We start from the raw sequence: 26,687 nt of genomic DNA on the forward strand, positions 1-26,687 counted from the left end.
GGTCATGGACGACGAGGCGGCGCACCCGCTCACCCCCGAACCCTCCCCGCCGGCACCGGGTACCGGCCCGGTCCGGCACCGGGGGCGGCAGGGCGGTCCGCCGGCGCGGCCGGCGCCCGTACGGAGGCGGGCGACGGGAGCCCGCGCGACCACCGGTGAGCACGGGCCCGGCGGTCTGCGCGGCCCGGTGCCGGCGGAGGAGCCGGTGCGGAACGTGACCGTCGGTGGGGAAACCGGACGACGACTCGGCGGGCGGGGTGCGCGCCGAGTCGTCGTCCGGGCCGAGGTGAGGAGGCCGGGCATGGACCGCTACGGACGAGTGCCGCTGCCGGGGCCGATCGGGGCACCGCACCCGTTCGGAGTGCCGCTGCCCATGCGGGTCCCGGGCCGGGACGAGACCAGGCGGCTGGTGTTCGCCGGCCGGGCGGGCGCCGTACAGGCCGGCCGTGACTTCAGTCGGGAGGCACTGCGGTCCTGGCGCTGGCTGCCGGCCGCGGACGGGGAACGGCCGGCGGTCGTCGAGGACGTACTGCTGATGGTCTCGGAGCTGGTCACCAACGCCTGCCTGCACACCCGCGGCGGGCCGGACGAGCTGCGGCTGCGGTGGGACGGGCGACGTCTGCGGGTGGAGGTCGCGGACTCCAGCCCGGTGCGGCCCGAGCTGCGCCCGTACGCCGACCCGGGCCGCCCCGGCCGGCACGGCCTGCGCGTGGTGGAACGGCTCGCGCGGTCCTGGGGCTCCGCGCCCGAGGGCGGGGGCAAGCAGGTGTGGCTGGAGGTGGCGCTGCCGTCCGTGTGGCCCGATCCCCTCGGGCGCCCGGCCTGACCGGCCGCTCGGGGGGGTGTTCGGTGCCCGGCCCGGGAGGCCGACGATCGGCGACGGCGCAGGAAAAGCACTGGTACGGGTGTTCGGAACCGGATCCAGGGGTAGAACGAGTGGTGCAGCGGCCGTGACCGACCCGGCTGCTCCCGCACCGTGGACGGTGCCACCGGGACCGCGCTTGAAGAAGCCGGGCACAGGTCCTGGGGGAAGAGGTCCGCGACGCACGAGGTGCGAGTTCGCACGCGTCGCAGGGCGTTGCCCCGCATGCCCAGGAGCGATCAAGTGTCCACCCACCTGGAAACGACCGACCGGGAACACCTGGAAACGACCGACCGGGAATTCGTGTCGTCGGACCTGCCGCCGTCCGACCTGCCGCCGCGCCCGACGGCCGCCGAACTGCGCCGGATGGGGAAGTCCGAGGCCCGCGAACTGAGCGACGCGCTGTTCGAGCGGCTGTCCGGGCTGGCCCGGGAGACCCACGCCTACAGCTATGTCCGCGGCACGATCATCGAGCTGAACATGCCGCTGGTGCGCTTCATCGCGGCCCGTTTCCGCCATCGCGCCGAGGACATGGACGACATCCTCCAGGTCGGCACGATCGGCCTGATCAAGGCCGTGGACGGCTACGACCCGCAGCGCGGCGTCGAGTTCGTCACCTACGCGATCCCGACCATCACCGGTGAGATCAAGCGGTTCTTCCGCGACACCTCGTGGCCGGTGCGGGTGCCGCGCAGCATGCAGGAGCTCTACCTGTCCGTCGCCCGCGGCTCGGACCGCCTGGAGCAGGAACTCGGCCGGCTGCCGCAGCCCGAGGAGATCGCCGAGGACCTGCACATCACCGTCGAGCAGGCCACCGAAGGGCTGACGGCGGGCAGGGTCTACCGCCCCAACTCGCTGGACGCGCTGCGCGACCAGGACACCGACGAGTCGGGCAGCGCCCTGCTCGACCGCCTCGGCGGCTGCGACCCCGGCATCGAACTCGCCGACTTCCGCATCGCCGTCCGCCCGCTGCTGGCCCGGCTGCCCGAACGCGAGCAGACCGTCCTCAAGCTGCGGTTCTGGGACGGCCTGACGCAGTCCCGGATCGCCGAGCGGATCGGCGTGTCGCAGATGCACGTCTCCCGGCTGCTCAGCGCCACCCTGGCCTGGCTGCGCCAGGAACTGGATGACCTGGACGCCCCCGGCTGGGCCGAGGAGTCCGAGGGGGCCGAGGAGGCCGGCTGAGCCCGAGCGGGCCGTAGGCCGGCCCTGCTTCCGCCCGTCGCCGGCCTTGAGCAGGTCGGGCAGCTCTGGCGGTTTCGGGAGGTCGACGGGCCCCGGAACGTGCCCCTCTCCCCACCCACCGGGCCGCGCGATGCGCGGCCCGGTGTCGCGTACCCGGCGGGAACGGTCGGACACCCCCTAGCCTGGGAGGGGGGATGCCCGGGCGGGGGCGGCCGGGCCCGGCATCGAGGACGGCCCGGATGAAGGACTTTCTGGCGGCCAGCGGGTGGACGGCGGTCCCGCTCAGCGGGGACCTCGACGACCTCTCGGCCCGCGCGGTGCGGCGCCGCCGCCCGGACGTGGCGGCGGCCCGTGCGTGAGGACCGGAGCCCAGAGCAGCCCGCCCCGCCCGACGACGCGGCCGTGCTGCGGGAGGCCGTCGACCGGCTGCGCACCGAGGCCGAAGGCCTGCGGCGGGCCATGCGCACCAGGGGCGTCATCGAACAGGCCAAGGGCATGCTGGCCGAACGGCTGGACTGCACGCCCGAGGAGGCGTTCGACCACCTCGTCCAGCTCTCGCAGGACACCAACCGCCGGCTCGCGGACATCGCCGCGGGACTGGTGGGCCTCGCCGCCCCGCTGTCGGAGCCGAAGGGGCCGGTGGGGGAGCCCGGGCGTACGGCTTCCGGCGCCTCGGCGCGGCCGGAGCCGCCCGCAGCGGCCCCGGGGACAGCCCCCGCTCCCGCGCCCGTCCCCGGACCACCGACGGCGGCCCCGGCCGCCGCGGTGCCCGGCCTCGCCGCGCGCTACCACCTGGCGGCCTCGGCCCTGGCCAGCGCGGAGACGCCCGAGGAGCTGGCCCGGCTGCTGCACCAGGTGGCCCTGGCCCCGGTCGGCGTCGTCGCCGTGGTGCTGGGCCGCCTGGAGCCGGACGGCGCGCTGCTCCTGGTGGGCAGCCACGGCGTGGAGCCCCGGCGGGTCAGCCAGTGGCAGCGCATCCCGCCGGAGACCGGCGTGCCGCTGGTGGCCGCCGCCCACGGCGGCAGCCTGGTCTGGGAGTTCGACCGCGGCCACCGCGGCGGCCGCGCCCCGGGCAGCGGACGGATCGTCCCCGGTCGCAGCGCCTGCGCCGTGCCGCTGCGCTCCGGCGAGCGGGTCATCGGCGCGATGAGCCTCGGCTGGGACGTACCGGCCGCCCGGGCCCGCGCGGCGACCCGGTACGTGGACGCGTTGTCCGGGCTGGTCGCGGAGCACCTGCTGCGGTTCAACGGCGCGGGCGAGGACGAGCCGGTGGTGGCGGTGCCCGGCGGCGAGCACTGGTTCCGCGCCGTGCTGGACGCCGTGTTCGATCCCGTCCTGGTGCTCACGGCCGTGCGCGGGGCCGTCCCCGGCGGTGCGATCACCGACCTGCGGGTGCGGTACGCCAACGCCGCGGCCGGCCTCGGCGCGGCGGACGGCCGGCGGCTGAGCGAACTCCACCCCGGACTGGTCGCGACGGGGCACTTCGCGCGGATTCTGGAGGCCGCGACGACCGGCACCGGGTACGAGGGGCGGACCGAGGACTTCACCGGCGCCGGGCCGGACCGGACGCTGGCCCTGCGGGCGGAACCGTTCCTGGACGGCGTACTGCTCACCTGGCACCCCGACCACGGCGCCGAGCGCGAGGCCCGGCTCCACCGGGCGCAGCGGCTGGCCGGCCTGGGCAGCTTCGAGTGGGCGCCCGGAGCGCCGCCGGAGCTGTCCGGGGAGGCCCTGCGGCTGCTCGGCCTCGACCCCGACCGCACCGACCCGGTCCGGCCGGCCGAGCTGGTGGCCCGGGTGCCCCCCGCCGACCGCCCGGCGGCCCGGCTGTTCCTGCGCCGTCTGCTGGCCGGGCGGCGGACGCCGGCCCTGCAGTTCGACGCCGAGTGGCCCGGCGAGGCCACCCGCACCGTGCGGGTCTCCGCGGAGGCGGCGGGGGACCCGGAGAGCGGCCGCCCCCGGGTGATCCGGGGAGTCCTGCAGGACGTCAGCCGGTGGCACCGCACCGAGCTGGCCCTGACCGGCGCGCGGGCCCGGCTCGCCGAGCAGCGCCGCCGGGCCGGGGCAGAGCACCGTACGGTGCGCGCCCTGCAGAACGCGCTGGTGGCCGGGCCCCAGGCGCCCGAGCCCGACCCCGGCGTCCTGGACCACGCCGCCCGCCGCCTGCCCGCCGGGGACCGCCCCCGGCTCGGCGGCGACTGGTACGACCTGGCCGCGCTCGCCGACGGCCGGATCCTGCTCGCCGTCGGCGAGGTCGGCGGCCACGGCCTGACCGCCGCCGTCGGCACGGCCGAACTCCGGTACGCGCTGCACGGCCTCTGCTGCACCGGCCAGGGGCCGGGGGAGATGCTCGGACGGCTCAACACGATGCTCTGCCACCAGGGCGGCGGCCGGACCGCCGGCGTGCTGTGCGGCTTGCTCGACCCGGGGTCGGCGACCCTCACCTGGAGCGCGGCCGGGCACTCGCCGCCCGCCGTGGTCCGGGGCGCCACCGCCGTCCTCGTCGAGGGCCCCACCGGGAGGGCCCTCGGCGCCCAGCCGGACACCCGCTACTCCGACACCGTGCTACCGCTGCGCCCCGCCGAGGACACCGTGCTGTTCTGGACCGACGGCCTGCTGAACCGGCGGGACGACGGAACCGTCCACCCGGACCGGCTGCTGCGCGCGGCCGAGGAGTGCGCCGGCCGCGCGCCGGCGGACTGCCTGGACCACCTCGCCGCCCGCCTCGGCGGCCCCGACCCCGACGGGGACGGCTGCCTGCTGGCCGTCCGGCTGCGGCCGCGCCCGGCGCGTTAGCAATCGCGCATCCGGGGTAATCGCTGCGGCGGATCACGGGGGACGGCACGGCGAGGAGGCGGACGGCATGGTCGGACACGAGCGGGCGCAGGCGCACGGAACCGGACGTCGGCCGCGCCGCGACCCGGCCCCGGAGCCGCTGCTGCGCACCGTCGGGCTCGGTCTGCGCGGCCGCGCCTGGGACCTGGTGCGCGGCCTGCGGCCGCGGACCGTGCTCGGGCTCGCCCTGCTGTCGCTGGGCCTGCTGGCCGCCGGCCTCGGGGTGTCGGCGGCCCCGTTCCGGTGGGGCCTCACGGCCTGCTGGGCCCTGGCGCTGGCGGCCGCCTCCGCGGTGCTCCGCGGCTGCGCCGACGGCCGCGGGGAGGAGCGGTGAACGTACCGCCGGTCGCGGCTCGCCACGCTCACGCCTGCCCGGCGACCCCGTCCGGGCCCCGTTGCGGGCGGCTGTGCCGCCGGTGGCTGGTGTCGCAGAACGGGTAGGTGCGGCTGCGGCGGCAGGCGCACAGCGCCACCACCGGGCGCTCGGAGAGCCGCACCGTGCCGTCCGGCAGGACCACCTCGACCGGCCCCTCCACCAGCAGCGGACCGTTCGGGACGACGACCACCCGGGTCGCGCCCCGGTCAGCGTTCGAGGACACCGCGCACCACCACCAGCTCCTCCGCGCGCTCGCCCGGCCGGATCAGCCCGCGCTGCTCGAACAGCGCGGCCCGGGCGGTCATCACCGGACCGAACTCCTGCCGCCGGTGCGCCGCCACCTCCGCCCGCAGCCCGGCCGCGCGCAGCAGCACGAGCGTGGCGCGGACGTCCGCGACCGCGGACTGCACCACCAGCAGCACGCCGCCGGGCGCGAGCAGACCGGGCGCCTCCCGGCAGATCCGGTCCAGGACCAGCCGCCCGTCCGGGCCGGCGTCCCAGGCCAGGGCGGCGCCGCGGCCGGCGGCGCCCGACCCGGCGCGGACCGGGACGTACGGCGGGTTGGCGGTGATCAGGTCGTAGCTCCCACCCGCCACCGGGGCCAGCAGGTCGCCCCGGCGCACCCGGACGCGCCGGTGGTGCAGGCGGCTGTTGAACCAGGCGGTGGCGACGGCGCGGGCGGACAGGTCCACCGCGGTGACCCGCGCCCCCGCCCGGGCCGCCACGAGCGCGACGGCGCCGGTCCCGGTGCAGAGGTCGAGCACCCGGCTGGAGCCGTCCAGCGGCTCCCGGCGCACGCAGGCGGCCAGGAGCGCGGTGTCCCCCTGGGGCGGATAGACACCGGGGGGCCGGAGCAGCAGCACGGCGCTCACCACGCTCCCGGTGCGGTGACGGCCGGCCGGGCACCGGACTTCGGCGGCCCGGCCGCCGCCGCCGTCCCGGCGCGGTCCCGGCGCTCGGGTACGGAGGGGCGGGGGCGGCCCGGGTGGACGGGGCTGGGGACGGTCATGGCTGCTCCTGGGGGGTAGGCCGGGCGGTGACGGCGGGTCAGGCCGATCCGGGCAGCCGGACCTCCAGGTGTCCGGAGAGCACCCGGGTCTCCAGCACCGGCTGGGGCGCGGTGGCCGGACCGTGCACCACCTCGCCGTCCCGCAGCCGGAACTCGCTGCCGTGCCACGGGCAGCGCAGGCAGCCGTCCACCACGGCGCCCTCGGACAGCGGCCCCGACAGGTGGCTGCAGCGCTCGGCCAGCACGTGGCAGTCCTCGCCCTCGCGGACCACCACCACGGCCAGCTCGCCGGCCGTCGCGCGGACCGGCTTCCCGGGCGGGAAGTCCTCCACCGCGCCGAGGGCGACCCAGTCGGTCGGCCCCAGCCGGGGCACGGCGGCTGCCCGGTCCGGCCCGGCGGCCAGCCGGTAGGTCAGGTGCCCGCCGAGCGCGGCCCCGACCGAGACGGCGGTCAGCCCGGCCAGGCCGAGCAGTCGGCCGCGCGCCCGGTGCCCCCGGCAGCGGGCCAGCAGCGAGCCGCCGTACAGCAGCACGCCGGTGGTGTTGCACAGCGCGTGCACCAGGCCGGTGCGCCGGCGCGGCGGGTCGAGCCGGGCCCAGTCCACCCAGCCGGTGAGCGCGGTGGGCCCGGCGGCCAGCAGACCGACCGCCACCAGGGCGTCGGCGGACCGGCGCCCGCCCGGGAGGTAGTCCAGCACTCCGGCGGACATCCAGCAGCCGAGCGGCAGGTGGATCAGCGCCGGGTGGAGCGGGTGGCCGAGCCACACGCCGTGCAGGGCGTCGCGGTACGGTCCGAGCGGGAGGGCCTCGACCGCTTCGGCGAGCGGCCGGGCCGGGGCGTCGAGGACGTCCCAGCGCGCCGGTGCGTCCAGCGCCCGGCGCAGCCGGCGCGACCACCGTTGGGTGTGCAGCGATGTGGTGTCCATACCCGGGCGGCTAACCGGGCACCGGCCCGGTAAACCCGGGTGCCGGGGTGTGTCGTGGACCGGGCCGGGTAGGAGCGCGTCGGTGGCCGTCCGAGGGGTGACGGCCGGGCGCCGGCGCTGGCCGCGGCGTGACCGCGGCCGGGAAGGCGGCGTCACACGGCCGGGTGCTGTACGGAGTGGGGCACGCCGAACCGCCGTCCGTGCGGAGCCGGTCCGCCGTCCGCCCGCCGCGCGGGCCCGGGCCGCGAGGATCGCGCCGCGGCCCGGCCGGCGTGGCCCGGCCGGTCGACCACCGGGCGACGGCGGCAGGACGGAAGAAGGGCGAGGCGCGGAGATGGCCGACCTGACGCGCATCGCGCGGATCGTGGCCGAGGCCGTCAACGGCCCGGGCCGGCCCTCCCTGCCCGAGCGGCCCTCCCTGCCCGAGCGGCTCTGCGCGGCCTGCGTGGCGGCGCTGCCCGCCGACGCCGCCGCGATCACCCTGATGGCCGATCCCGGGCACCGGGCCGGCGTCTGGGCCAGTGACGACCGGGCCCGGCGGATCGAGGAGCGGCAGTTCGGCCTCGGCGAGGGCCCGGGCGTGGACGCCTTCCGTACCCGCGGCCCGGTCGCGGTCGCCGACCTGCTGTCGCCCGAGGAGGTGCGCTGGCCGGTCCTGGCCGTCGACCTGGCCTCCTCGGCGGCCCCGCCCGGGCCTGCGCTGCGCAGCGCCTACGCCTCCCCGCTCCACCTCGGATCGTCCGGGATCGGCGTGCTCAGCCTGTACGGCGCGCGACCGGGCGTCCCGGAGCTCGCGGAGGCCGCCGACATCCAGGTCGCCGCGACCGCCGTGGCCCTCGCGATCGTGGACTCCTTCCTGGCGCCCTCCGGCGGGCTGCCGGAGCAGCCGTGGCCGGAGGGGTCGGCGCTCGACGGCGTCGAGGTGGACCAGGTGATCGGCATGATCATGGTGCAGCTCGGGGTGCCCGCCGGGGAGGCGCTGGACCGGCTGCGGGCCCATGCCTTCGCCCACGGCCGGGAGATCGACGAGGTCGCCCACGACGTGGTGGAGCGGCGGCTGCGCTTCACGGAGGAGGACCGGTGATCCGATCGTCGGCGGACGGCGGGGTGAGGTGCGGGACGGATCGCCGGCGGGCTGACCACCGGGCGCGCTGAGCGGGGGCGCCGGGCGCCGGGGCGGAGTGTAGAGCGTGAGGAGGCCGACGGCGCGGTTTCGCTGCGTGATCGGCGCATACTTTCCGTAAACACACGGAGGTGCTCATGCCCATGGTGGATGTCGCTGCCCTCGGCCGGCTGGTCGCGGAGTACGAGGCCCTGTCCCCGTCGAGCTCGCCGGAGGCCGGGCAACGGCTGCGCGACGTCTGCTACACGATCGGCGTCTACACCGGGGAGGCCGACGCGGTCCGCGCGGTCGCCCGGGCCCGCCTGCTGCTGAGCCGCCAGGGGGCTGCCGACGTGGGCGGGACGGCGGCCGGGGCCCCGGTGACGGACCGGACCCGCGCGGCGCTGCTGGCCGAACTCGGCGAACTCGCGGCCCGCGAGCGGCTGCGGCCCGCGCCCCTGCCGACCCTGAACGACGTGGTGCAGCTGACCCGGATCACCGTTCCGGACTGCGTGGGCGCCGCCGTGAGCACCTGGCACGACGACGGCTCGGTCGAGACCTTCGCGGCGACCCCGTCCTACCTGCTGGCCCTCGAACGCGCCCAGCGCGGATCGGAGACGGGCCCGCTGCCCCGGCTCCGCCGTCAGGGCGAGGGCCAGGTCGTGGTCCGGCTGGACCCGGGCCGGACCGACCGGTTCGCCGACCGGGCCCGGCGCTGCGGCGTACGGGCGGTGGCCGGCGCCCACCTGCGCACCCACCCGCACGGCTGCACCGTGTTCAGCGCCTACCTGCGCACGCCGGTCGAGCCCGGCACCCCGGCCCTCGGGCTGGTCGAGGTGCTCGCCCTCCAGGCGTCGGCCGCCCTCGACCGCTACGCGCTGTCCAGGGCGGTGGCCGACCTGCTGGACCGTCGGCACGCCACGGGCCTGGCCATCGGCCTCACCGCCGAGCGGTTCGAGGTCACCCCGCACACCGCGCTGGGCCTGCTGGTCGGGGCCGCCCAGCGGCTGGGCACGGACCTCGACACGGTGGCCCGGCACCTGGCGGACGGCGACCGGGCACGGTCCGGGCCCGGTGAGCGGAGCGGCCCGTAGCGGGCACCGGGCCCGGCAACCGGGCCGCGGTCGGACCCGGCCGGGAGGCGGGACCGGCGGGGACGGTTGCGCCGGTGCGGGCCGGGCAGGCGCGGGGGCGGCCGGGACGGCCCCGGCCGCACCGTACGAGGAGGCCGGGATGAGCATGGTGAAGGAGTCCGTGGACGTGGCGGTGCCCCTGCACACCGCCTACAACCAGTGGACGCAGTTCGAGGAGTTCCCGCGCTTCATGGAGGGCGTCGACTCGGTGACCCAGCTGGACGACCGCCACAACCACTGGCGCACCAGCATCGGCGGGGTCACCCGTGAGTTCGACACCGAGATCGTCGACCAGGAGCCCGACGAGCGGATCGCCTGGCGGACCGTGGACGGCGACGTGGACCAGAAGGGCGTGGTGACCTTCCGACGGCTCGACGAGGGCCACACCCGGGTCGCGATGGCCATCGACTTCCGGCCCGAGGGCATGGCGGAGCGGGCCGCCGATGTCACGGGCGTGGTCGACCGCCGGGTGAAGGGGGACCTGAAGCGGTTCAAGGAGTTCATCGAGGAGCGCGGCCGGGAGGAGGGCGGCTGGAGGGGGCGGATCAGCCCGGGTTGAGTCTGCCACCGGTCGTCCGGTCGGTGGACCGGCCGCCCGCTGTACGTCCGTTACGTCCGTTGCATCCGTTACGTCCGTCAGCCGAACGTCCGCGCGACCCCGGCCGCCGATCCGGCCGGGGTCGCGCGGTGCCCGTCAGGGCGAGCGCTGGTCGCCGAAGGTGTCGTGCCCGCTGACGTGGTCCCGCAGCGCCGCGATCGCCCCGGTCCCCGGCGGGAGCCCCCACAGCGGCGCGCCCGGCCGCCGGGCCCGGGACTCGCACATCCGGCGCTCGCAGGTCCGCAGGTCCGGCGGCGCGGCCCGGGCGCGCAGGGCGGGGAACAGCCGCTCCTCCTCGCCGCGCAGGTGGGCGCGGAGCAGGACGACCAGCACGGCCGTGGCGTGACGGCGCCCGCCGGCGGTCAGCCGGTCGTCCTCCGCCCGGTCGAGCAGCCGGCGGATCGCCGCATGGCTGCGGGCGGCGGCGTCCGCGAGCGCGTCCCCGGTGGCGAGGCACCGCCGGGCCAGCGGGTACAGGTGGGCCTCCTCGGTGACGAGGTGGGGGGACAGGAGGCGCCGCAGGGAGCCCAGCAGCCGCAGCGCCTCCTCGTCGGGGGCGCCGGCGCGGGTGGCGGCGCGGTTCAGCTGGCGCAGCAGCGTCTCGATGGCCCGGTGCTCGGCGGACAGCCGGCTCGGGAAGCCCTCGACACCGTTCATGGCGGTCTCCGTCTCCTCCCGGTCGCGGTCCGACCGGGACCGGGCACGCGATGGAAGGCCGGCGTCCGCCGCCCGCTCCGCATGCCCGGAACCGTCCGCGGGCGGCCGGACGGGCGCCGCTCAGTCGGCCACCACGCGCAGGGTGGCCAGGGAGTCGTCGGCGGCGTCCGGGACGACCATCCCGGCGGCGGTCCCGGAGCGCAGGTAGTCCACGACCTCGCGGCTCAGCCGTTCGCCGGGCAGGGCGGCCGGGATGCCGGGCGGGTAGGGGGTCAGCACCTCGGCGGCGATCCGTCCGACCGCCCGGGCCGCGGGCACCGCCTCGGTCGGCCCGAAGAAGGCCTCCCGCGGGGTCAGCGCCTGCTCCAGCCGCAGGCCGGACGGGTCCGGTACGTCGATGTCGGCCGCGGGCCGGAGTTCGTCGACGTGGTCGACGAGATCCCGCAGCGCGGCCACCAGGGCGTCCACGGTGTCGGGGCCGTCGGCGTGGCTGAGCTGGGCGCTGATCCGGCGGTGGTCGGCGAGGTGGAGGTCGATCCGCCGGTGGGCGCGCAGCCAGTCGGCCGCCTGGTAGCCGTCGGTGCCCAGTGCGGCCAGGTCGACGACGAGCTGCAGCGGGTCGAAATCGGCGGCCCGGTGCGGCGCGCAGAACTCCTCGCGCCCGTACAGCCGCAGTCCGGGCACCAGCGGGATCCGCTGCCGGGCGGTCTCGGCCGACCGCAGGGCCTGGTCGAACAGTTCGCGGCCGTGCTGGACCATCTGGCGGCGCCAGCCGTCCAGCGCCGCGTACATCAGGACGGAGGGGCTGGTGGTGCCGAGCAGGTCGGCCCGGGCCTTCAGCTTCGCGGGATCGACGCGGTCGCCGCGCAGGTGGTAGACCGAGCTCTGTTCGAGCCCCGAGCCCATCTTGTGCACCGAGGTGACGCACAGGTCCGCGCCCACGTCCATCGCCCAGGCCGGCAGCCGGGGGTGGAAGGGCAGGTGGGCGCCCCAGGCCTCGTCCACGACGACCGGCAGGTCGCGTTCGTGGCAGACCCGCACGATGCCGGCCAGGTCCGCGCAGCCGCCGTACGGGGTCGGGCTGGTGACCAGGGCGCCGGCCGCGTCCGGGTGGTCGGCGAGGGCCTTGGCGAACGCCCTGGCCGACGGCGGGTGGGCGAAGTGCAGCTGGGGATCCCACTCCGGATCCACCCACACCGGGCGCACGCCGGCCAGGAGGAGGCCGGAGGCGACCGACTTGTGCACGTCGCGGCCGATCAGCAGCTTCTCGCCGGGCTCGGCCACCGCGAGCATCGCGGCCTTGACCGAGAGCGAACTGCCGCAGGTGGTGAAGTAGGTGAGGTCCGCGTGGACGGCGTCGGCCATCAGCTCCTCGGCCTGTTGGAGCACCCGGCCGGTCGAGCGGCGGTCGTCCAGCCCGCCGGTGGCGAGCACGTCGGCGCGGAACAGGGCGTCGCCGAGGAGGGCCACGACCCGTGGGTCGGCGCCCCGGCCCTGCCGGTGGCCGGGCGGCGTGTACGACAGCCGGCCCTTCTCGTGGTAGTCGGCGAGTGCTTCGAGGACGGGTGCGCGTGAGTGGTCCATGTTCGGCGGTTGCCCGGCCGTGGTGGTGGGAAACCGGACCGGGACGCACCCGGCGGCTGCCCGGGGAGCGGTTGCCGGGGGCCGCTGCACCACGCATCGCCGCCGGAGCGGAGTTTGGCCGGCGGAGCCGGGGGGACACGCCCGGGGCGGCGGCGAATCCCGCCGAGGGGCAGGAGGAGGGCGACCGGTACCACCGCATCGCCGACGCGCCGGGAGGGCCGACCGCCCGCACGCAGGAAGGACGCCACCCGTGCCGTACGACGAAGACCTGTTGGAGCAGCTCACCGCCGACCACCGGTCGGTCCTGGTCCACTTCAGCCGACTCAGCGGCATCCCCCACGGGGACCCGCAGCGCAAGGAACTGGTCGACCTGCTGACGGACCGGTTGGTCCGGCACACCCGGGCCGAGGAGGAGCACCTCTACCCGCTCGCCCGCGACCGGCTGGCCGACGGGCCGGCCGTGGTGGAACGTGAACTCGCCGACCACCGCGGGGTGGAGGAGCTGCTCGGCGAACTCCGCCCGACCCATGTGACCTCGCCCCGGTTCGACCGCCTGGTGGCCCGGCTGGCCGAGGAGGTCACCCGTCACGCCGGCGACGAGGAGGCCCGGCTCTTCCCGGCCGTACGCGCCGTGGCCACCGAGGCCGAACTGCACGCCCTGGCGGTCCGGGCCCGGGAGACCAAGGAGTCCTCGACCGGACGGCCCCGCCACCTGCCGCCGACCGACCGGCCGGCGGACCGGCTCCCGCCGCCCGAGCGCTCGGTCGGCGAGCGGGTGCGGGACTTTCTGACGCCGGGCGGACCGCACTGAGGCGCCCGGCGCGGGGCCCGTCCGACCGAACCGGGAGGTACGACGTGCGTGAACGAGTGGACCGGATCGCCGAACCGTGGGGCGACCGCACCCCCTACGGCCCGGGCGGGCCGTGGCCGGTGCGGGTGGACGCCTTCCTGGAACCCGGTGTCGACGCCGACGAGGTCGACCGGTGGGTGCCCACGGCGTCGCTGCTGCACTCCAACGGGGACGCGATGGACGTCGCCGTCGCCGACGGACGGATCGTCGGTGTCCGAGGCCGCGCCGGGGACCGGGTCAACCGGGGGCGGCTCGGGCCGAAGGACCTGTTCGGCTGGCAGGCCAACCGCGCGGCCGACCGGCTGACCCGGCCGCTGCTGCGCCGGGACGGCCGACTGGTCGAGACCGACTGGGCGACCGCCATGAGCGCCGTCGTCGAACGCTCGAAGCGGCTGCTGCGCGAGCGGGGCCCGGGCTCGATCGGCTTCTACACCAGCGGCCAGCTGTTCCTGGAGGAGTACTACACCCTGGCGGTGATCGCCCGGGCCGGCCTCGGCACCAACCACCTGGACGGCAACACCCGGCTGTGCACCGCGACCGCCGCCGAGGCGCTGAAGGAGACCTTCGGCTGCGACGGCCAACCCGCCTCGTACACCGACGTCGACCACTGCGACACGCTGGCCCTGTTCGGACACAACGCGGCCGAGACCCAACCGGTGCTGTGGATGCGCGTCCTGGACCGGCTGGCCGGCTCCGACCCGCCCCGGCTGCTGTGCGTCGACCCGCGCCCGACCCCGGTCGCCCGTCACGCGACCGTGCACCTCGCCCCGCGCGCCGGCACGAACGTCGCCCTGCTCAACGCGCTGCTGCACGAGGTGGTCCGGACCGACCGGGTCGACCACGACTTCGTCGAGCGCCACACCGTCGGCTACGACGAACTCGCCGAACGGGTCGCCGACTGCCCGCCGTCCTGGGCCGCCGGGATCTGCGACGTCCCGGCCGCCCGGATCGAGCAGGCGGCCGAACTCCTGGGCGGCGCCGAGCGGTTGCTCTCCACCGTGCTGCAGGGCGTCTACCAGTCCCACCAGGCCACCGCCGCCGCCTGTCAGGTCAACAACCTCCAGCTGATCCGCGGCATGCTCGGCCGCCCCGGCTGCGGCGTGCTCCAGATGAACGGCCAGCCCACCGCTGAGAACACCCGCGAGTGCGGGGCCGACGGCGACCTGCCCGGCTTCCGGAACTGGGAGAACGACCGGCACGTCGCCGAACTCGCGCGGGTCTGGAACGTCGAACCGTCCCGGATCCCGCACTACGCCCCGCCCACCCCGGCGATGCAGATCCTCCGGTACGCCGAACAGGGCTCGATCCGGATGCTGTGGATCACCGGCACCAACCTGGCCGTCTCGCTGCCGGAACTCCGCCGCATCCGCGACATCCTCGGGCAGGAGCGGCTGTTCACCGTCGTCCAGGACCTCTACCTCACCGAGACCGCCCGGCTCGCCGACCTCGTGCTGCCCGCCGCCACCTGGGCGGAGAAGACCGGCACCTTCACCAACGCCGACCGCACCGTCCACCTCTCCGAGCAGGCCGTCGACCCGCCCGGCGAGGCCCGCCCCGACCTGGAGATCCTCCTGGACTACGCCCGCCGGATGGACTTCCGCGACCGGGACGGCCGCCCGCTGGTCCACTGGCACGACGCCGAGTCGGCGTTCGAGGCGTGGAAGGACTGCAGCCGGGGCCGGCCGTGCGACTACTCCGGGCTGGACTACGGACGGCTGCGCGGGGCGAGCGGCATCCAGTGGCCCTGCACCCGCGAGGCGCCCGACGGCACCGAGCGGCTCTACACCGAGGGCATCACCTGGGCCGCACCGGACACCTGCGAGACGTACGGCAAGGACCTGGTCACCGGCGCGGCCGTCTCCGAGACCGAGTACCGCGCCCTCAACCCGGACGGCCGGGCCGTGCTGAAGGCCGCCCAGTACCTGCCGCCGCACGAGCCCGCCGACGCGCGGTACCCGCTCCAGCTGACCACCGGCCGGACCCTCTACCACTTCCACACCCGCACCAAGACCGGCCGGGTCCCGCAGCTGAACGCCGCCGCCCCGGACGTCTGGGTGGAGCTCTCCGCGGCCGAGGCCGCGGCCCGGCAGCTCGGCGAGGGCGACCTGGTCGAGGTCACCAGCCCGCGCGGGTCGGTGCGCGGCCGGCTGCGGATCACCGGCATCCGCGACGGCATGGTGTTCCTGCCCTTCCACTACGGCTACTGGGACACCCCGCAGGGGGACCGGCCGGGCGCGGACGGCGGGCGGGCCGCGAACGAGACCACGATCACCGACTGGGACCCGGTCTCCAAACAGCCGCTGTTCAAGACCGCCGCCGCCCGGATCGCCCTGGTCGCCCGCGCCGACGGGCACCGCGCCCCGGCGCCCACCACCACGGCCTCGGCCCCGGCCGACGGCGCGTCCGTACCGCCCACCACCGGCGGGCCGGAGGCGGTCGCCGCCCAGCACGCCGACGCGCCGGAAGGAGACGCATCGTGAGCGGCACCACGGAGACCCTCCGCGCCCTGCACGACGGGGAGCGCCGGCTGGAACGGGCGCTCCTCGCGGCGGCGGAACGCCACCGCGCGGAACACGAGGTCCACCACGTCGCCACGGACCTCGCCCGGTGGTCCCGCGAGCACGCCCGGCGGATCGCCGACGCGGCCCGCGACCGCGGGCTCGACCTGCCGGGGCCGCCCGGCTCGTCCGGGCCGTCCGGCTCGCCCGATGCGCCCGGGCCGTCCGACGTGCCCGGGCCGTCCGACGTGCCCGGGCCTCACTCCGAACCCGGCCTGCGCCTGCTCCACGACCTGCGGGACCTCCACCTCGCCGCGACCGCGAACTCCCTCCACTGGGAGATGCTCGCCCAGGTGGCGCAGGCCACCGGTGACGACGCCCTGCTCTCCCTCGCCACCGCGTGCCACCCCCAGACGCTGCGCCAGATGCGCTGGAGCAACACGATGCTCAAGACCCTCTCCCCGCAGCTGCTCTCCAGCCTCTGAACGGACGGTCACCGATCGCGCTCCGGGGCGTCCGTCGGCTCCGGGGCCGGCCCGTCGAACCCGGCGCCCCCGCCCCCGCCCCGGTCCCCGTCCCCGCCCCCGTCCGCCGAAGGCTCCGGCCCGGGCTCCCCGCTCACCGCGGCCCCCTCCTCCGGCATCGGGATCACCGGATGCGCCGGCACCCTGGTGGGCCCGCGCGAGCCGAGGCCCCGCTGGCCGCGCCACCGGCCCTGCCGGTCAGGCGGGATCCTGTCGCTCACGGCGTCCTCCTTCGCGTCGGGGCTCACCATTGTGGCCCGACGGGCGGACACCCGCCCTGGTCCGCTCGCAGTTCAGGGCCCTCGGCCTCCTCTCCTTCCTGGCGAACGCGGCGACCACTCCTCTGACCAACAGTCGGGCACGGGATCCGGGGCCGGGTCTTCGCCGCCGGAAGCGGCATCGGTGGGGGGCGGTCGTGGATCGTGGACGGGAAGCAGACCCTGCGGCTTCACCCTGCGGCTTCGCTCGACATGCGTCCGGGGAAGTCCGCGAAGGACCTCGGGGCCTCCGAGGGCAGGGACGAATGCCCGGACATCCGGCAGCTCTCGAACGGTGTCATCGCCGTGATCGGCCGGGGCCTGACGGAGGACCACCGAGGTCGGCTTCCGAAACGCGTCGCCCCGGGCCCGGACGAGCGGCTCGTCGTCGTCCCGGGACTGATGCTCGGCGCGGCGAAGGCGGACACCGCGGACGCCTGCTCGGCGGTCTCGCCGGCGTCGGCGGCGACGGGAGAGCGGGGGCCGGGTGAGAGGTGATGGCCCGGTCGCTGGGCGGTCGGGTGAGGGGTAGCGTCACTGCCGGTCACCAGGGTGTCACGGTGAGCCCTCATCGGGTGGGGCGGCCGGGCCCTGGGGCAGACCGCCGCTGTTCCGATCGTCGACCTGACAGGAGCTCCCCCGTGGCCGTACCCACCACCTTCGACCAGAACGTCACCGGCTACAGCCTCCAGCACGCCTACTGGCTGGCCAAGGCCGCCGACCTCGCGTACAAGGACGAGGCCACCATCGACCAGCAGGCCCACGACTGGGGCTTCGACACCGTGCGCCACCACCAGACCCGGTTTACCCCGCCGTTCCCGCTGCAGGACACCCAGGCGTACACCATGGCGAGCGACCGCATGATCGTCACGGCGTTCCGCGGCACCGAACCCGTGCAGATCCGCGACTGGCTCACCGACTCCACCACCCCGCCCTGGCCGGGCCCCGCCCGGACGGGCTACGTGCACTACGGCTTCGCCGAGGCACTCGAATCGATCTTCCCCGACGTCGCCAAGGCCATCGCCGACCTGCGCACCGAGGACCAGAGCGTCTGGTTCACCGGCCACAGCCTCGGCGGCGCCCTCGCCATGCTCGTCGCCGCCCGGCTCGACCTGGAGGACCCGCGGCTGGCGGCCGACGGCGTCTACACCTTCGGCCAGCCCCGGACCTGCGACCGGCTGCTGGCCGCCGCGTACGACAAGGGCCTGAAGGGGCGCACCTACCGGTTCGTCCACGGCAACGACATCGTGCCCGAGCTGCCCCCGGAGCCCGCCTTCACCCACGTCGAGGCGCTGCGCCACATCGACTCCGCGGGCCGCGTCAAGGAGAAGGCGGGGCTGGTCTCCGCCCTGACCGACCGGGCCAAGGGGCTGGGCGCCGCGGCCTTCTCGCCGGACGGCGAGGGCCTGCGCGACCACATGATGCGCAGCTACCTCGCCGCGTTGGAGAAGGCCCTGGCCTGACCGGCGGGAGGGGCACCCGGCAGGGTGGGGGGACGGCCGCCGTCGGGGTGTGCGGCGGCCGTCGCCCGACCGGGGGGAGTCGACGGCGAGTCGGGGTGGGGGCGGGTTCGACGCCGGGGTGAGGGGTGACGCGGAACCGGGTGCCGCGGTGGGGTGTGCGCGAGGCGTTCGGCCGGTGATCTTGGACGGATAGGCTGCCGTGATGTCAGGTCCTCAGGGTGAGGGCGGAGCTGATGACGATCGGTGGTGTACGGACATGATGGGACCGGCGCATTCGCTGTCGGGTGCGACCGCGTGGCTGGGGGTGGGCGCGGTGGCGGCCGGGATGGGGGAGCCGATGCCTTGGCCGGTCCTGCTCGCGGGGGCGCTGATCTGTGCGGGGGCGGCGCTGGCGCCGGACCTGGACCACAAGGCGGCGACGATATCCAGGGCGTTCGGCCCGGTGTCCCGGGTGCTCTGCGAGGTGATCGACAACCTCTCGTACGCGGTGTACAAGGCCACCCGGGGCAAGGGCGACCCGCGGCGCTCGGGCGGCCACCGGACGCTGACGCACACCTGGCCATGGGCGGTGCTGTGCGGGGCGGGCGCCGCGGCGGTGGCCGGGTACGGCGGCCGCTGGGGTGTGCTGGCGGTGCTGTTCGTGCACATGGTGCTGGCGATCGAGGGCCTGCTGTGGCGGCACGCCCGGGTCTCCAGCGACGTCCTGGTATGGCTGCTGGGGGCGGCCAGCGCGTGGATGCTCGCGGAGGTCCTCGACAAGCCGGGCAACGGCTCGCAGTGGCTGTTCGAGGCGCCCGGGCAGCAGTACCTCTGGATCGGGCTGCCGATCGCGCTCGGCGCGCTGGTGCACTGCCTGGGCGACGCGCTGACCGTCTCGGGCTGCCCGGTGCTGTGGCCGATACCGATCGGCCGCCGGCGCTGGTACCCGATCGGTCCGCCGAAGGGCATGCGGTTCCGGGCCGGCAGCTGGGTGGAGCTCAAGGTGCTGACGCCGGTCTTCATGGGGGCCGGCGGGCTCTGCGCGGTGGGGGCGCTCGGCTTCTTCGGCAACGGCTGAGGCCGACTGCTTACGAATTGTTGGGAGTCGGCGGGGCGTCGGCTGGGTTGTCGCCGATCGCCCCGCCCGCTCAGCGGGCCGCGAGCAGGCCGTCGACCAGGGCGTCGAGGCCGTCCCGGTAGGTGTCCTGGGCGGTGAGCGGCGCCCAGCGGTCGGCGAGCCCGGCCAGGCGGGGGAGCCGCTCCGGGTCGAGCCCGGCGAAGACCTGCTGACGGTGGGTCGGGCCGTCGTCGGCCGCCCGGCGGCGGGCCGCCGTCGCGCGGACCATGATCTCCCCGGCGGTGTAGTACCAGATGGCGCGGTAGCCCTGGACGGCCCGTTCCGGCGACAGACCGCAGCCGACCAGGCCGTCGACGATCTGCTCGACGAACCACAGGGCGTGGGCGGACAACAGGCTGTCCCCGGTCAGCACCTCGACGATCCACGGGCAGGCGGCGAGCGCCCCGTGGATGGCGGCCGCCGCGGCGACGACCCGTTCGCGCGGCTCGGTCGGCAGGTCGGTCGGCCGCAGCGTCCGCTCCGCGTAGTCGTCCAGCAGCAGGACGAGCAACTCCTCCTTGTCGCGGACGTGGTGGTAGAGCGCCATCGGCGTGCTGCCGACCTCGGTGGCCAGCCGGCGCATGGTCAGCCGCTCGACGCCCTCCTCGTCCACGATCCGGCGGGCCGCGGTGACGACCTCCTCCCGGGAGATGCGGGGAGGCCGGCCGGTGGCCTTGCGCGGTGCGGCGGGCTGCGGGGTGGAGGGCTGCGGGGTGGCGGGCCGCCGTGCGGACGGTTGCGCCGCGGACGACCCCGCCGCGGACTGCGGCGATCCGGCGGGCTGCGGGGCGGAGGGCTGCTGCATGCCCCCATCATCACCCGGGACTCGACAGCGGGGATCGCCCGGGGCTACTTTCTATACATGTACAGAAACTTACCGGGGCCACGCCCCGGCCTGGTGCTGGCGGCCGTGACCGTCGCACAGTTCGTCTTCGCCCTGGACATGTCCGTGGTCAACGTCGCCCTGCCCGCGATCCGGGCCGACCTGGGCTTCGCGCCGCTCGACCTCTCCTGGGTCGTGCACGTCTACGCGCTCACCTTCGGCGGGCTCCTGCTGCTGGGCGGCCGCGCCTGCGACCTGTACGGCCGACGGCGGCTGCTCCTGCTGGGCCTGGCCGTCTTCGGACTCTGCTCACTGGCGGGCGGACTGGCCCAGGCGCCCTGGCAGTTGGTCGCCGCCCGCGCCGGACAGGGCGTGGGCGCCGCGGCAGCGGCCCCGGCCGCGCTCGCGATGCTCACCACCACGTTCGCCGAAGGCCCCCGGCGGGTGCGCGCGCTCGGCGTGTGGAGCGCGGCCAACGCCGCCGGCGGCGCGCTGGGCGTCCTGGCCGGCGGGCTGCTGACCGAGTACGCGAGCTGGCGCTGGGTCATGCTGGTCAACCTGCCCGTCGTGGCGACGGCGCTCGCACTGCTGCCCGCCGGCGGCCCCGCGGGCGGCCTCACCAGGGTGCCCGGGGCGCCCGGCGCGCGGCCCGTTCGGCGGACGCGGCCGGACGTGCTCGGCGCCGTCCTGGCGACCGCCGGGATCGGGCTGCTGGTGTTCGGCGTGGTCCGCACCGACATCCGAGGCTGGGGCTCCCCGGCCACCCTCGGTACGCTCGCCGCCGCGGTCGCGCTGCTGGCCGCCTTCGCCGTCACCGAGACCAGGACCGCCGCACCGCTGCTCCGGCTCGGCCTGCTGCGCAGCCGCTGGGTGGCCGGTGCCAACGTCCTGGTGTTCCTGGCCGCCGCCGGGCAATTCACGGCCTTCTACTTCGTCTCCCTCTACCTCCAGCAGGTGCTGGGCCTGGGCGCGGCCGCCACCGGCCTCGCCTTCCTGCCCTTCTCGGCCGGTCTGGTCGCGGGCACCGTCCTCGCCACGCGCGTCGTCGCCGTCCGCACTCCCCGGGCCGCCCTGGTGCCCGGGGCCGTGCTGGCCGCCGCCGGACTGGCCTGGTTCGCCCTGATCAGCCCCGACGGCGGCTTCCTCACCGACGTCCTCGGCCCGTCCCTGGTCACCAGCATCGGCACCGGACTGGTGCTGGCCCCGGTCGCCGCCGCCGCGACCACCGGCGTGGCCGCCCGCGAGGCCGGTACGGCCTCCGGCCTGCTCAACAGCTCGCGCCAGCTCGGCGGTTGCGTCGGCCTGGCCGCCCTGGCCACCGTCGCCGCCCACCGCACCGGCGGCGCCACCGACCCCGCCGCCCTCAACGACGGCTACGCCACCGGACTGGCCGTCACCGCCGGGCTCTTCGTCCTCGCCGCGCTGGTGGCGATGGCCGTGCTGCCCGGTCGGCGGCCGCAGACGCCCCACCCGCTCGCCCCCGCCGACGACCGACTGGAAGGAACCCGCTCATGACGACCGCTCCGATCGCGGTGGTGGACCTGTTCGCCTCGGCCCTGCACATCCACCCCGACGGCGACCTCCGGGCCACCGAGCGCCGGATGACCGGCGGCGACGCCGGGGCCTGGCAGATCGCGACCTTCCACGTGGAGAGCGACGCCGACGTCCACGCCGACCACTGGGAGATGCACCCCGAGGCCGAGGAGGCGGTCTGCTGCCTGGCCGGCGGCGTCCGGCTCCACCTCCGCCCGGCCGAGCCCGGCGAGCCGGAGTCCATGGTGCGCCTGGCGCCCGGCAGCGCGGTGATCGTCCCCCGGGGCCGCTGGCACCGGCTGGAGCTCGACGCCCCCAGCGACCTGATGTCGATCACCCTCCGTACGGGCACCCGGCTGGAACGGCGTACCGAGGCCGGCTGACGGGAGGCGCACCCGCGCACCGCGCACCGCGCATCCCGCGCACCGCGGCCGTCGGCGAGCCGGGCGAGCGGCGCGGGTGGTCCGGTCGCAGAGCCGGACCACCCGCGCCGTCGTCGCGGCGGAGGCCGGCCGGGCCGGAGGGGGAGCTCTCCGAGGCGAAGTGGCCCGATAGTTGGCCGCGTACTTCAGGGCGCCGAACCCGCCCATGGAGAAGCCGGCGACGGCCCGGCCGTCGTACCCGGCGTAGGTGCGGACGTCGGCGTCGCTCCACGGGGCCAGCTGGTCGAGGTGGAAGCCCTCCCCGTTCCGGGGGCCGACGTTGGTGCTGACCGGGTTGGCGCACCAGCCGGCCTGCCCGCCGTGGAGGACGGGGTAGGTGCGCCCGCCGGTGTGCCCCCGCTGAACGGCGCCGACCTGGTCAGAGGCCACGCCACGCCGAGTGCGGCGGGGCCGAGCCCGCGGCCGCCGTCCCGATGATCGACCCGTCCGTGGCGAGGGCGAGCGGCGGCGCGGTGCTCGCCGGCGTCCTGGCCACCGTCTACGTCCGCCGCCGCAAGGCCACGTCCGCGGCGTCGACCGTCTGACGGGAGGGGAGGGCGGCCGACCCGGAGCCCGGGCCGGCCGCCCGTCGCCCGCGGTCGTCAACTCGGCTGCCGGTACCTCGCCCTGACGTGTGAGCCGCCGTTGCCGGGTGACGGGGAGCGGGGGACAGGGCCCGTCCCACCGCCACCGTGCCGCCCCGGCCGGCCCGGGGCGGCACCGCCGTACCCGCCGCCGCAGGGCGCTCCCGGCCGGATCCGCCCGGCCGGTCGCCTACCCTACGAACGGACCGGCCGTCCAGGCCGTGGCCGCTCAAGGAGGAGTCCCGTGTCGTCCTGTGACCCCCAACACGCTCCCGTCGGCGATGTGAGCGCAGCGCTCATGGTGATCGACTCCCGGCTCAAGTCTGTCTACGACGGCAAGTCCGGGACGGACCCCGAGCACCAGCGGATGGTCGACCAGCTCACCGCGTCCTTCGGCCCCGAGGAGGCCGAGGCGCTGGTGGACGGCGCCTGCACGCTCGTCTACATCTACATGAACTGGCTGCGCTCGGCCTTCGAGCAGCAGGAGGAGGACGTGATCGAGCACGCCGTCCCCAGCCTGGTGGCCACCATGCGGATGATGCCGAGGACCTTCCGTCCCGAGGTGGTCCCCATGATGGCGGGCCTGCTCGTCGCCGCCGGCACCGGGCTGAGCCCCAACCTGTGGCGCGCCCAGTACGGGCCGTGGACGAAGGAGGAGATGAACCCCCTGGAGGCCACCGCGGTGCTGCTCGCGGAGTACATCAACCGGATCTCCGGCAAGGGCGAGGACTTCGCCACCAAGCTGGTCTCCGACGCGCTGTCCCAGTTGGACTAGGCCGTTTCGTTCGGAGGCTCAGGCAATGGCGCGGCCTGGCCTACCGCTACGACAGGACCGCCGCTGTCCACCTCGCCGGACTCCACCTCACCGCCTCTTCATCCGGTCGGCACGACGATCCAGAGGAAGCGCTCACCTAGCCGATGAGCGTCTCGGTGATCTGACGGGTGGTCTGCGCGGCGACTCGGGGGTTGACGGCAGCGTAGTGGGTGTAGGCGTTCAGGGCCGTGGCCAGCGCCCAGCCGCGGCCCCGGATCCAGGTGGCGTCGTCCACGCCGAGCGCGGCGCGGAAGGCGGCCCGGCTCCCCGCCGACATCAGGGTGAAGGCGATCACCAGGTCGCAGGCCGGGTCGCCGACGCCGAGCCCGCCGAAGTCGATGACCGCGCTGAGGCGGCCGTCGACGGTCAGCAGGTTGCCGGTGTGAAAGTCGCCGTGGAACCAGACCGCGGGACCGTCCCATCCGGGGGCGCTGATCGCCGCTTCCCACAGCTCGGTCATGGCCGCGGCGTCGAAGGAGCCGTCGACCTCCGCGATGGCGGCCCGCGTCGCCCGATCCCGTGCGACCAGCGGTCGGGCGGTGAGGTCCTCGCGGGCGCCCAGGGCCCGAACCTCCCCGGGCTCGAACCGCTGGAGAGCGGTCAGGAACCCGGCCAGTCGGACGGCGGCCTCGGACGAATCGGCCAGTGCCTCCACAGTCGCCACCTCGCCGTCCAGCCAGCGGGAGACCGCCCACGGCCACGGGTAGCCGAAGCCGGGCTCCCCCACCCCCACTGGCACGGGGACGGCCAGGGGCAGGTGCGGGGCGAGCCGTGGCAGCCACTCGAACTCCTTCCGCGCCTGCCCGATGGCGCCGGCATGGCGGGGCAGCCGGACGGACAGCTCCTCGCCCAACCGGTAGATCGCGTGGTCCGAGCCGGCCGGGTCGAGCAACTCCAACGGCAGACCCGCCCACTGCGGGAACTGCGTATCGACCAGGCGCCTGACCAGTGCGGCATCGATCACGGGGCGGATGTCCGCAGTTCTCTCGGTTGCCACGAGCAGCTCCTGGAATCGGCCCGGCCCGTGCGGCAAGGCAGTTGGGGTCATCACAGTGCGTCGCAGATCTCCTGTCGACCGGTTTTCCCCGTCGGCCTCATCCGCCACGGGGTTCCGCGCGGGCCCCGCCGAGGACCTTCGATGCTCCCGACCGGGGGCCCCGATCGACCTTTCGATCCGTCGCGTCGAGCTGCGCGGTCCGCTCTCCCTACGGGACCGAGCGGTCAGGGCAGGGTTCGCCAGGACGGCGTCAGGTCAAGCGGCAACGGCGTCGTCGACCGGGGTGGCCGCGGGGGAAGGCGGTGCTCTCGTCGAACCGCTCGGGGTGCTGAAGACAGTGGGAGCTGTCCGAGCAGACGGTTGGAGAGGTGGCGTTCAGGTGCCGTCGAGCCGGTGGCGCCGCCCTCGCCGGGGCGGCGCCGCGGCCCCGGGTGGAGAGCGGCCGCTCAGCCGTGCATCACCCCGGTCTCCAGGGCCAGGGTGTCCAGGCCGTACCGGGTGACGTGCTCGACGTTCTCCAGGTCGATGGTGCGGACGCCCTCGGCGGCGAGCCGCTCGTTGATCTCGTCCAGGTGCCGCTGGACGGTCTGCCTCTCCGCCTCGGTGGTGCGGCCCTTGTGCGGCCGCCCGGCGTGCTCCAGGCTGGCGTAGTCGACCCGCTCCCGGTGGGTGGCGGCCGCCGCCCCGTGGCCGGCGGACCGGGCGGCCGGCCTGGCGCCGCGCAGCACCTCGGCCATCGGAGCGGCCGAGGCCAGCCGGTCGAACGTCCCGGCCTCCATCACCACCGTCTGCGGCTCCGCCCGGTCCGGGTGGTGCAGTTCGACGGTGACCAGGTCGAGCGCCAGCTCCCGCACCCCGTCCAACTCCCCGGCGAGCGCGTCGATCTCGACCGGGCCGTCGGTCAGGTCGGGGTGCTGGAGCACCACGATCCGCACCAGGTCCCCGTCGCTCTCCGCGTGCTTGCCGGTCAGGTCCGAGAACCGGATGATCTTCTGGCCCATGTCTTCCTCTCCTGCCCCTGTGATCAGCCGAGAGCCTACGCCCGGATGATCATCCCCGCCGCCCGGTCTCGCCCGCCCCCGGTCCGGAGCGGGCGGCCGCGACGGGCAACCTCCGGGTGGGCGGCGGCAAATCGGCCCGGTCCCGGATCGCCAGGGGTTCCTTCCCGGCGGGTCGCCGCCGAACCCGGTCCGGCAGGTGGAGGGGGGCGGCCGGTTTCGGGATTCGCCGACGGGGCGTGCGGGTACCCCGTACGCTCGGGGCGCAGGCGGTCGGCCGCCGCCCGGGACCCGGAGGAGGACGGTGTGGACACGGCTGCCGCACGGTGGGACACGGGCGCGGAGCGGCCGCCCGGCGAGCCCCGGATCGACCCGCTGCTCGCCGACCGCGTCACCGAGGCGCTCCTCCTGGCCGGCCTGCCCGTCGGGTACGGCGGACACGGGCCCGGCGTCCAGCTGCGCCCGGCCCGGCCGTACGACGACTCCGACGACTGCGCGGGCCTGATCGCCCTGCACTGGGAGCCCGGGCCCCGGCTGGCGGCCGCCGCGGCCATGGAGCAGCCCGAGCGGCCGGCCGCCGCCGCCCGGCGGATCGTCGGCAGCACCATGCGGAACGCGCTGGTGGAGTTCCTGCCGGCCTTCGGCATCGAGGTCGTGGCCGGCCGGCTCGGCGGGGAGACCAGGGTCGGCCGGGCCGGCGGCCCCGCCCCGGCCACCGGCCAGGACGCCTCCGTGCCCGCGCCGACAGGCGCCGGCCCGCAGGACCTCGGCATCGGCGCGGACGTCGTCCACGCGGTGCGCCGCGCCGCCGCCCTGGCCGGGCTGCCGGTCGCCGACCACCCGGACGCGCCCGGCATCGCCCTCACGCCGTGCCGGCCCGTCGACGACGGCGACGACACCACCGGCGTCGCCGACCTCCGCTGGAACCCCTCCCGGCGCCTGGCCGCCGCGGCCGAGGGCGACACCCCCGCCGCCGAGCGGGCCGCCCGCGCCCGGACCGCCGTCCAGGACGCGATGCGGCACGCCTTCGGCGCCGCCCTCGGCGCCTGCGGCCTCGACCTCCAGTGGCGTCGCCCGGCCGCGCTCCCGTACCAGCTGCGCGCCTACGGGCCGGCCGAGCAGCCGCCGATCCGGCGCTGAGGGGCTGCGGGGGTCGGGCGGGGCGGTCCGGCTTCCGGCTGCAGGTCGGTTGTCGGTCGGGGGTGTTGGTGATGGCGCCGGGGCGACGGTCGCGGCGCCTCGGCCTGCTCTCGCAGTTCCGGTGCGATGTGCGGCAGTTGTCCGGGTGGAGCCTCGCCCGGCGGGGGTCGGGCGGGGCGGGCCAGCTTCCGGCCGCAGGTCGGTTGTCGGTCGGGGGTGTTGGTGATGGCGCCGGGGCGACGGCTACGGTGCCTTGGCCTGCACTCGCAGTTCCGGTGCGCTGTGCGGCAGTTGACCGGGGGGCCTCGACCGGCGGGGGTCGGGCGGGGCGGTCCGGCTTCCGGCCGCAGGTCGGTTGTCGGTCGGGGGTGTTGGTGATGCCGCCGGGGAGACGGCTACGGCACCTCCGTCTACTCCCGCA

25 protein-coding genes and 1 pseudogene are annotated in these 26,687 nt (G+C 76.2%); 16 read left to right on the top strand and 10 right to left on the bottom strand.

The window, feature by feature from the left end; translation table 11 throughout:
- Positions 1-301 precede the first annotated feature (301 nt).
- The 4 genes from ACIQI7_RS27180 to ACIQI7_RS27195 all read left to right on the top strand — a co-directional run bounded on the left by ACIQI7_RS27180 (position 302) and on the right by ACIQI7_RS27195 (position 5,216).
- Positions 302-826 (top strand): ATP-binding protein, encoded by a 525-nt coding sequence (locus ACIQI7_RS27180; RefSeq protein ID WP_401114468.1) that lies wholly within the window; start codon positions 302-304, stop codon positions 824-826.
- 261 nt (positions 827-1,087) lie between these two features.
- Positions 1,088-2,047: a SigB/SigF/SigG family RNA polymerase sigma factor gene (locus ACIQI7_RS27185; RefSeq protein ID WP_401114471.1), complete on the top strand. Its 960-nt coding sequence runs from the start codon at positions 1,088-1,090 to the stop codon at positions 2,045-2,047.
- A gap of 351 nt (positions 2,048-2,398) precedes the next feature.
- A complete protein-coding gene (locus tag ACIQI7_RS27190; RefSeq protein ID WP_401114474.1) occupies positions 2,399-4,843 on the top strand; it encodes a SpoIIE family protein phosphatase in 2,445 nt (814 codons plus the stop codon).
- 67 nt (positions 4,844-4,910) lie between these two features.
- A complete protein-coding gene (locus ACIQI7_RS27195; RefSeq protein ID WP_401114477.1) occupies positions 4,911-5,216 on the top strand; it encodes a hypothetical protein in 306 nt (101 codons plus the stop codon).
- Between the two features lie 28 nt (positions 5,217-5,244).
- Here the strand turns inward: ACIQI7_RS27195 and ACIQI7_RS27200 are convergent, their stop codons facing one another.
- The 4 genes from ACIQI7_RS27200 to ACIQI7_RS27215 are packed head-to-tail and all read right to left on the bottom strand — an operon-like array spanning position 5,245 to position 7,193.
- Entirely contained in the window at positions 5,245-5,481 is a 237-nt protein-coding gene (locus tag ACIQI7_RS27200) for a CDGSH iron-sulfur domain-containing protein (protein WP_401114480.1), read from the bottom strand.
- The gene (locus ACIQI7_RS27205; protein ID WP_401114483.1) at positions 5,465-6,130 is read right to left on the bottom strand and encodes a HemK2/MTQ2 family protein methyltransferase; all 666 of its coding nucleotides are present in this window, start codon (positions 6,128-6,130) and stop codon (positions 5,465-5,467) included. Before ACIQI7_RS27205 ends, ACIQI7_RS27200 begins: the two co-directional genes overlap by 17 nt.
- On the bottom strand, positions 6,127-6,267 hold the full coding sequence (locus ACIQI7_RS27210; RefSeq protein ID WP_401114485.1) for a hypothetical protein: 141 nt from the start codon (positions 6,265-6,267) through the stop codon (positions 6,127-6,129). The genes ACIQI7_RS27205 and ACIQI7_RS27210 overlap by 4 nt, the downstream gene beginning before the upstream one ends.
- A gap of 38 nt (positions 6,268-6,305) precedes the next feature.
- A complete protein-coding gene (locus ACIQI7_RS27215; RefSeq protein WP_401114488.1) occupies positions 6,306-7,193 on the bottom strand; it encodes a Rieske 2Fe-2S domain-containing protein in 888 nt (295 codons plus the stop codon).
- 334 nt (positions 7,194-7,527) lie between these two features.
- Here ACIQI7_RS27215 and ACIQI7_RS27220 point away from each other — a divergent pair, with 334 nt between their 5' ends.
- From ACIQI7_RS27220 to ACIQI7_RS27230, 3 genes are all read left to right on the top strand, one after another.
- Positions 7,528-8,277, top strand: coding sequence for an ANTAR domain-containing protein (locus tag ACIQI7_RS27220; RefSeq protein WP_401114491.1), 750 nt, complete (start codon positions 7,528-7,530; stop codon positions 8,275-8,277).
- 182 nt (positions 8,278-8,459) lie between these two features.
- Positions 8,460-9,389, top strand: coding sequence for a DUF5133 domain-containing protein (locus ACIQI7_RS27225; RefSeq protein WP_401114494.1), 930 nt, complete (start codon positions 8,460-8,462; stop codon positions 9,387-9,389).
- A gap of 139 nt (positions 9,390-9,528) precedes the next feature.
- Positions 9,529-9,987, top strand: coding sequence for an SRPBCC family protein (locus ACIQI7_RS27230; protein WP_401114497.1), 459 nt, complete (start codon positions 9,529-9,531; stop codon positions 9,985-9,987).
- 135 nt (positions 9,988-10,122) lie between these two features.
- On the opposite strand, the gene ACIQI7_RS27235 is transcribed toward ACIQI7_RS27230, so the two are convergent.
- Complete coding sequence (locus ACIQI7_RS27235; RefSeq protein ID WP_401114500.1) at positions 10,123-10,683, bottom strand: hemerythrin domain-containing protein; 561 nt, start codon at positions 10,681-10,683, stop codon at positions 10,123-10,125.
- A 120-nt stretch (positions 10,684-10,803) separates the two neighbouring features.
- The gene (locus tag ACIQI7_RS27240) at positions 10,804-12,267 is read right to left on the bottom strand and encodes an aminotransferase class I/II-fold pyridoxal phosphate-dependent enzyme (protein WP_401114503.1); all 1,464 of its coding nucleotides are present in this window, start codon (positions 12,265-12,267) and stop codon (positions 10,804-10,806) included.
- A 250-nt stretch (positions 12,268-12,517) separates the two neighbouring features.
- Between ACIQI7_RS27240 and ACIQI7_RS27245 the strand changes: the two genes are divergently transcribed.
- The 5 genes from ACIQI7_RS27245 (at position 12,518) to ACIQI7_RS27265 (ending at position 18,916) form a co-directional block, all read left to right on the top strand.
- Complete coding sequence (locus tag ACIQI7_RS27245; protein ID WP_401114506.1) at positions 12,518-13,078, top strand: hemerythrin domain-containing protein; 561 nt, start codon at positions 12,518-12,520, stop codon at positions 13,076-13,078.
- 44 nt (positions 13,079-13,122) lie between these two features.
- Positions 13,123-15,597, top strand: a complete 2,475-nt coding sequence (locus tag ACIQI7_RS27250; protein ID WP_401114509.1) for a molybdopterin oxidoreductase family protein — start codon at positions 13,123-13,125, stop codon at positions 15,595-15,597.
- A complete protein-coding gene (locus tag ACIQI7_RS27255) occupies positions 15,594-16,100 on the top strand; it encodes a hypothetical protein (protein ID WP_401114512.1) in 507 nt (168 codons plus the stop codon). Before ACIQI7_RS27250 ends, ACIQI7_RS27255 begins: the two co-directional genes overlap by 4 nt.
- A 937-nt stretch (positions 16,101-17,037) precedes the next feature.
- Entirely contained in the window at positions 17,038-17,859 is an 822-nt protein-coding gene (locus tag ACIQI7_RS27260) for a lipase family protein (RefSeq protein WP_401114515.1), read from the top strand.
- A 256-nt stretch (positions 17,860-18,115) separates the two neighbouring features.
- Positions 18,116-18,916: a metal-dependent hydrolase gene (locus ACIQI7_RS27265; RefSeq protein ID WP_401114517.1), complete on the top strand. Its 801-nt coding sequence runs from the start codon at positions 18,116-18,118 to the stop codon at positions 18,914-18,916.
- A gap of 70 nt (positions 18,917-18,986) precedes the next feature.
- Here ACIQI7_RS27265 and ACIQI7_RS27270 read toward each other — a convergent pair whose 3' ends face one another.
- Positions 18,987-19,607: a TetR/AcrR family transcriptional regulator gene (locus ACIQI7_RS27270; protein ID WP_401114616.1), complete on the bottom strand. Its 621-nt coding sequence runs from the start codon at positions 19,605-19,607 to the stop codon at positions 18,987-18,989.
- A gap of 210 nt (positions 19,608-19,817) precedes the next feature.
- Here ACIQI7_RS27270 and ACIQI7_RS27275 point away from each other — a divergent pair, with 210 nt between their 5' ends.
- On the top strand, positions 19,818-21,293 hold the full coding sequence (locus ACIQI7_RS27275; protein ID WP_401114520.1) for an MFS transporter: 1,476 nt from the start codon (positions 19,818-19,820) through the stop codon (positions 21,291-21,293).
- Positions 21,290-21,694: a cupin gene (locus ACIQI7_RS27280; RefSeq protein WP_401114523.1), complete on the top strand. Its 405-nt coding sequence runs from the start codon at positions 21,290-21,292 to the stop codon at positions 21,692-21,694. The genes ACIQI7_RS27275 and ACIQI7_RS27280 overlap by 4 nt, the downstream gene beginning before the upstream one ends.
- 106 nt (positions 21,695-21,800) lie before the next feature.
- Here the strand turns inward: ACIQI7_RS27280 and ACIQI7_RS27285 are convergent.
- Positions 21,801-22,087 (bottom strand): annotated as a pseudogene (locus tag ACIQI7_RS27285) (alpha/beta hydrolase-fold protein); the annotation flags it as partial.
- A gap of 528 nt (positions 22,088-22,615) precedes the next feature.
- Here ACIQI7_RS27285 and ACIQI7_RS27290 point away from each other — a divergent pair.
- Positions 22,616-23,092 (top strand): hypothetical protein, encoded by a 477-nt coding sequence (locus ACIQI7_RS27290; protein ID WP_401114618.1) that lies wholly within the window; start codon positions 22,616-22,618, stop codon positions 23,090-23,092.
- 136 nt (positions 23,093-23,228) lie between these two features.
- On the opposite strand, the gene ACIQI7_RS27295 is transcribed toward ACIQI7_RS27290, so the two are convergent.
- A complete protein-coding gene (locus tag ACIQI7_RS27295) occupies positions 23,229-24,128 on the bottom strand; it encodes an aminoglycoside phosphotransferase family protein (protein ID WP_401114526.1) in 900 nt (299 codons plus the stop codon).
- A gap of 446 nt (positions 24,129-24,574) precedes the next feature.
- Entirely contained in the window at positions 24,575-25,129 is a 555-nt protein-coding gene (locus ACIQI7_RS27300) for a hypothetical protein (protein ID WP_401114528.1), read from the bottom strand.
- A 303-nt stretch (positions 25,130-25,432) separates the two neighbouring features.
- Here ACIQI7_RS27300 and ACIQI7_RS27305 point away from each other — a divergent pair, with 303 nt between their 5' ends.
- Entirely contained in the window at positions 25,433-26,266 is an 834-nt protein-coding gene (locus ACIQI7_RS27305; RefSeq protein ID WP_401114531.1) for a hypothetical protein, read from the top strand.
- The last annotated feature ends 421 nt before the right edge of the window (positions 26,267-26,687 follow it).

It is taken from the genome of Kitasatospora sp. NPDC092039, assembly GCF_044756065.1.
Lineage (GTDB): Bacteria > Actinomycetota > Actinomycetes > Streptomycetales > Streptomycetaceae > Kitasatospora.

Coding starts and splice junctions, on each gene's coding strand:
- ACIQI7_RS27180 (WP_401114468.1), top strand. CDS start 302: ATGGACCGCTACGGACGAGTGCCGCTGCCGGGGCCGATCGGGGCACCG.
- ACIQI7_RS27185 (WP_401114471.1), top strand. CDS start 1,088: ATGCCCAGGAGCGATCAAGTGTCCACCCACCTGGAAACGACCGACCGG.
- ACIQI7_RS27195 (WP_401114477.1), top strand. CDS start 4,911: ATGGTCGGACACGAGCGGGCGCAGGCGCACGGAACCGGACGTCGGCCG.
- ACIQI7_RS27210 (WP_401114485.1), bottom strand. CDS start 6,267: ATGACCGTCCCCAGCCCCGTCCACCCGGGCCGCCCCCGCCCCTCCGTA.
- ACIQI7_RS27215 (WP_401114488.1), bottom strand. CDS start 7,193: ATGGACACCACATCGCTGCACACCCAACGGTGGTCGCGCCGGCTGCGC.
- ACIQI7_RS27220 (WP_401114491.1), top strand. CDS start 7,528: ATGGCCGACCTGACGCGCATCGCGCGGATCGTGGCCGAGGCCGTCAAC.
- ACIQI7_RS27225 (WP_401114494.1), top strand. CDS start 8,460: ATGGTGGATGTCGCTGCCCTCGGCCGGCTGGTCGCGGAGTACGAGGCC.
- ACIQI7_RS27230 (WP_401114497.1), top strand. CDS start 9,529: ATGAGCATGGTGAAGGAGTCCGTGGACGTGGCGGTGCCCCTGCACACC.
- ACIQI7_RS27235 (WP_401114500.1), bottom strand. CDS start 10,683: ATGAACGGTGTCGAGGGCTTCCCGAGCCGGCTGTCCGCCGAGCACCGG.
- ACIQI7_RS27240 (WP_401114503.1), bottom strand. CDS start 12,267: ATGGACCACTCACGCGCACCCGTCCTCGAAGCACTCGCCGACTACCAC.
- ACIQI7_RS27265 (WP_401114517.1), top strand. CDS start 18,116: ATGATGGGACCGGCGCATTCGCTGTCGGGTGCGACCGCGTGGCTGGGG.
- ACIQI7_RS27275 (WP_401114520.1), top strand. CDS start 19,818: ATGTACAGAAACTTACCGGGGCCACGCCCCGGCCTGGTGCTGGCGGCC.
- ACIQI7_RS27280 (WP_401114523.1), top strand. CDS start 21,290: ATGACGACCGCTCCGATCGCGGTGGTGGACCTGTTCGCCTCGGCCCTG.
- ACIQI7_RS27290 (WP_401114618.1), top strand. CDS start 22,616: ATGGTGATCGACTCCCGGCTCAAGTCTGTCTACGACGGCAAGTCCGGG.
- ACIQI7_RS27300 (WP_401114528.1), bottom strand. CDS start 25,129: ATGGGCCAGAAGATCATCCGGTTCTCGGACCTGACCGGCAAGCACGCG.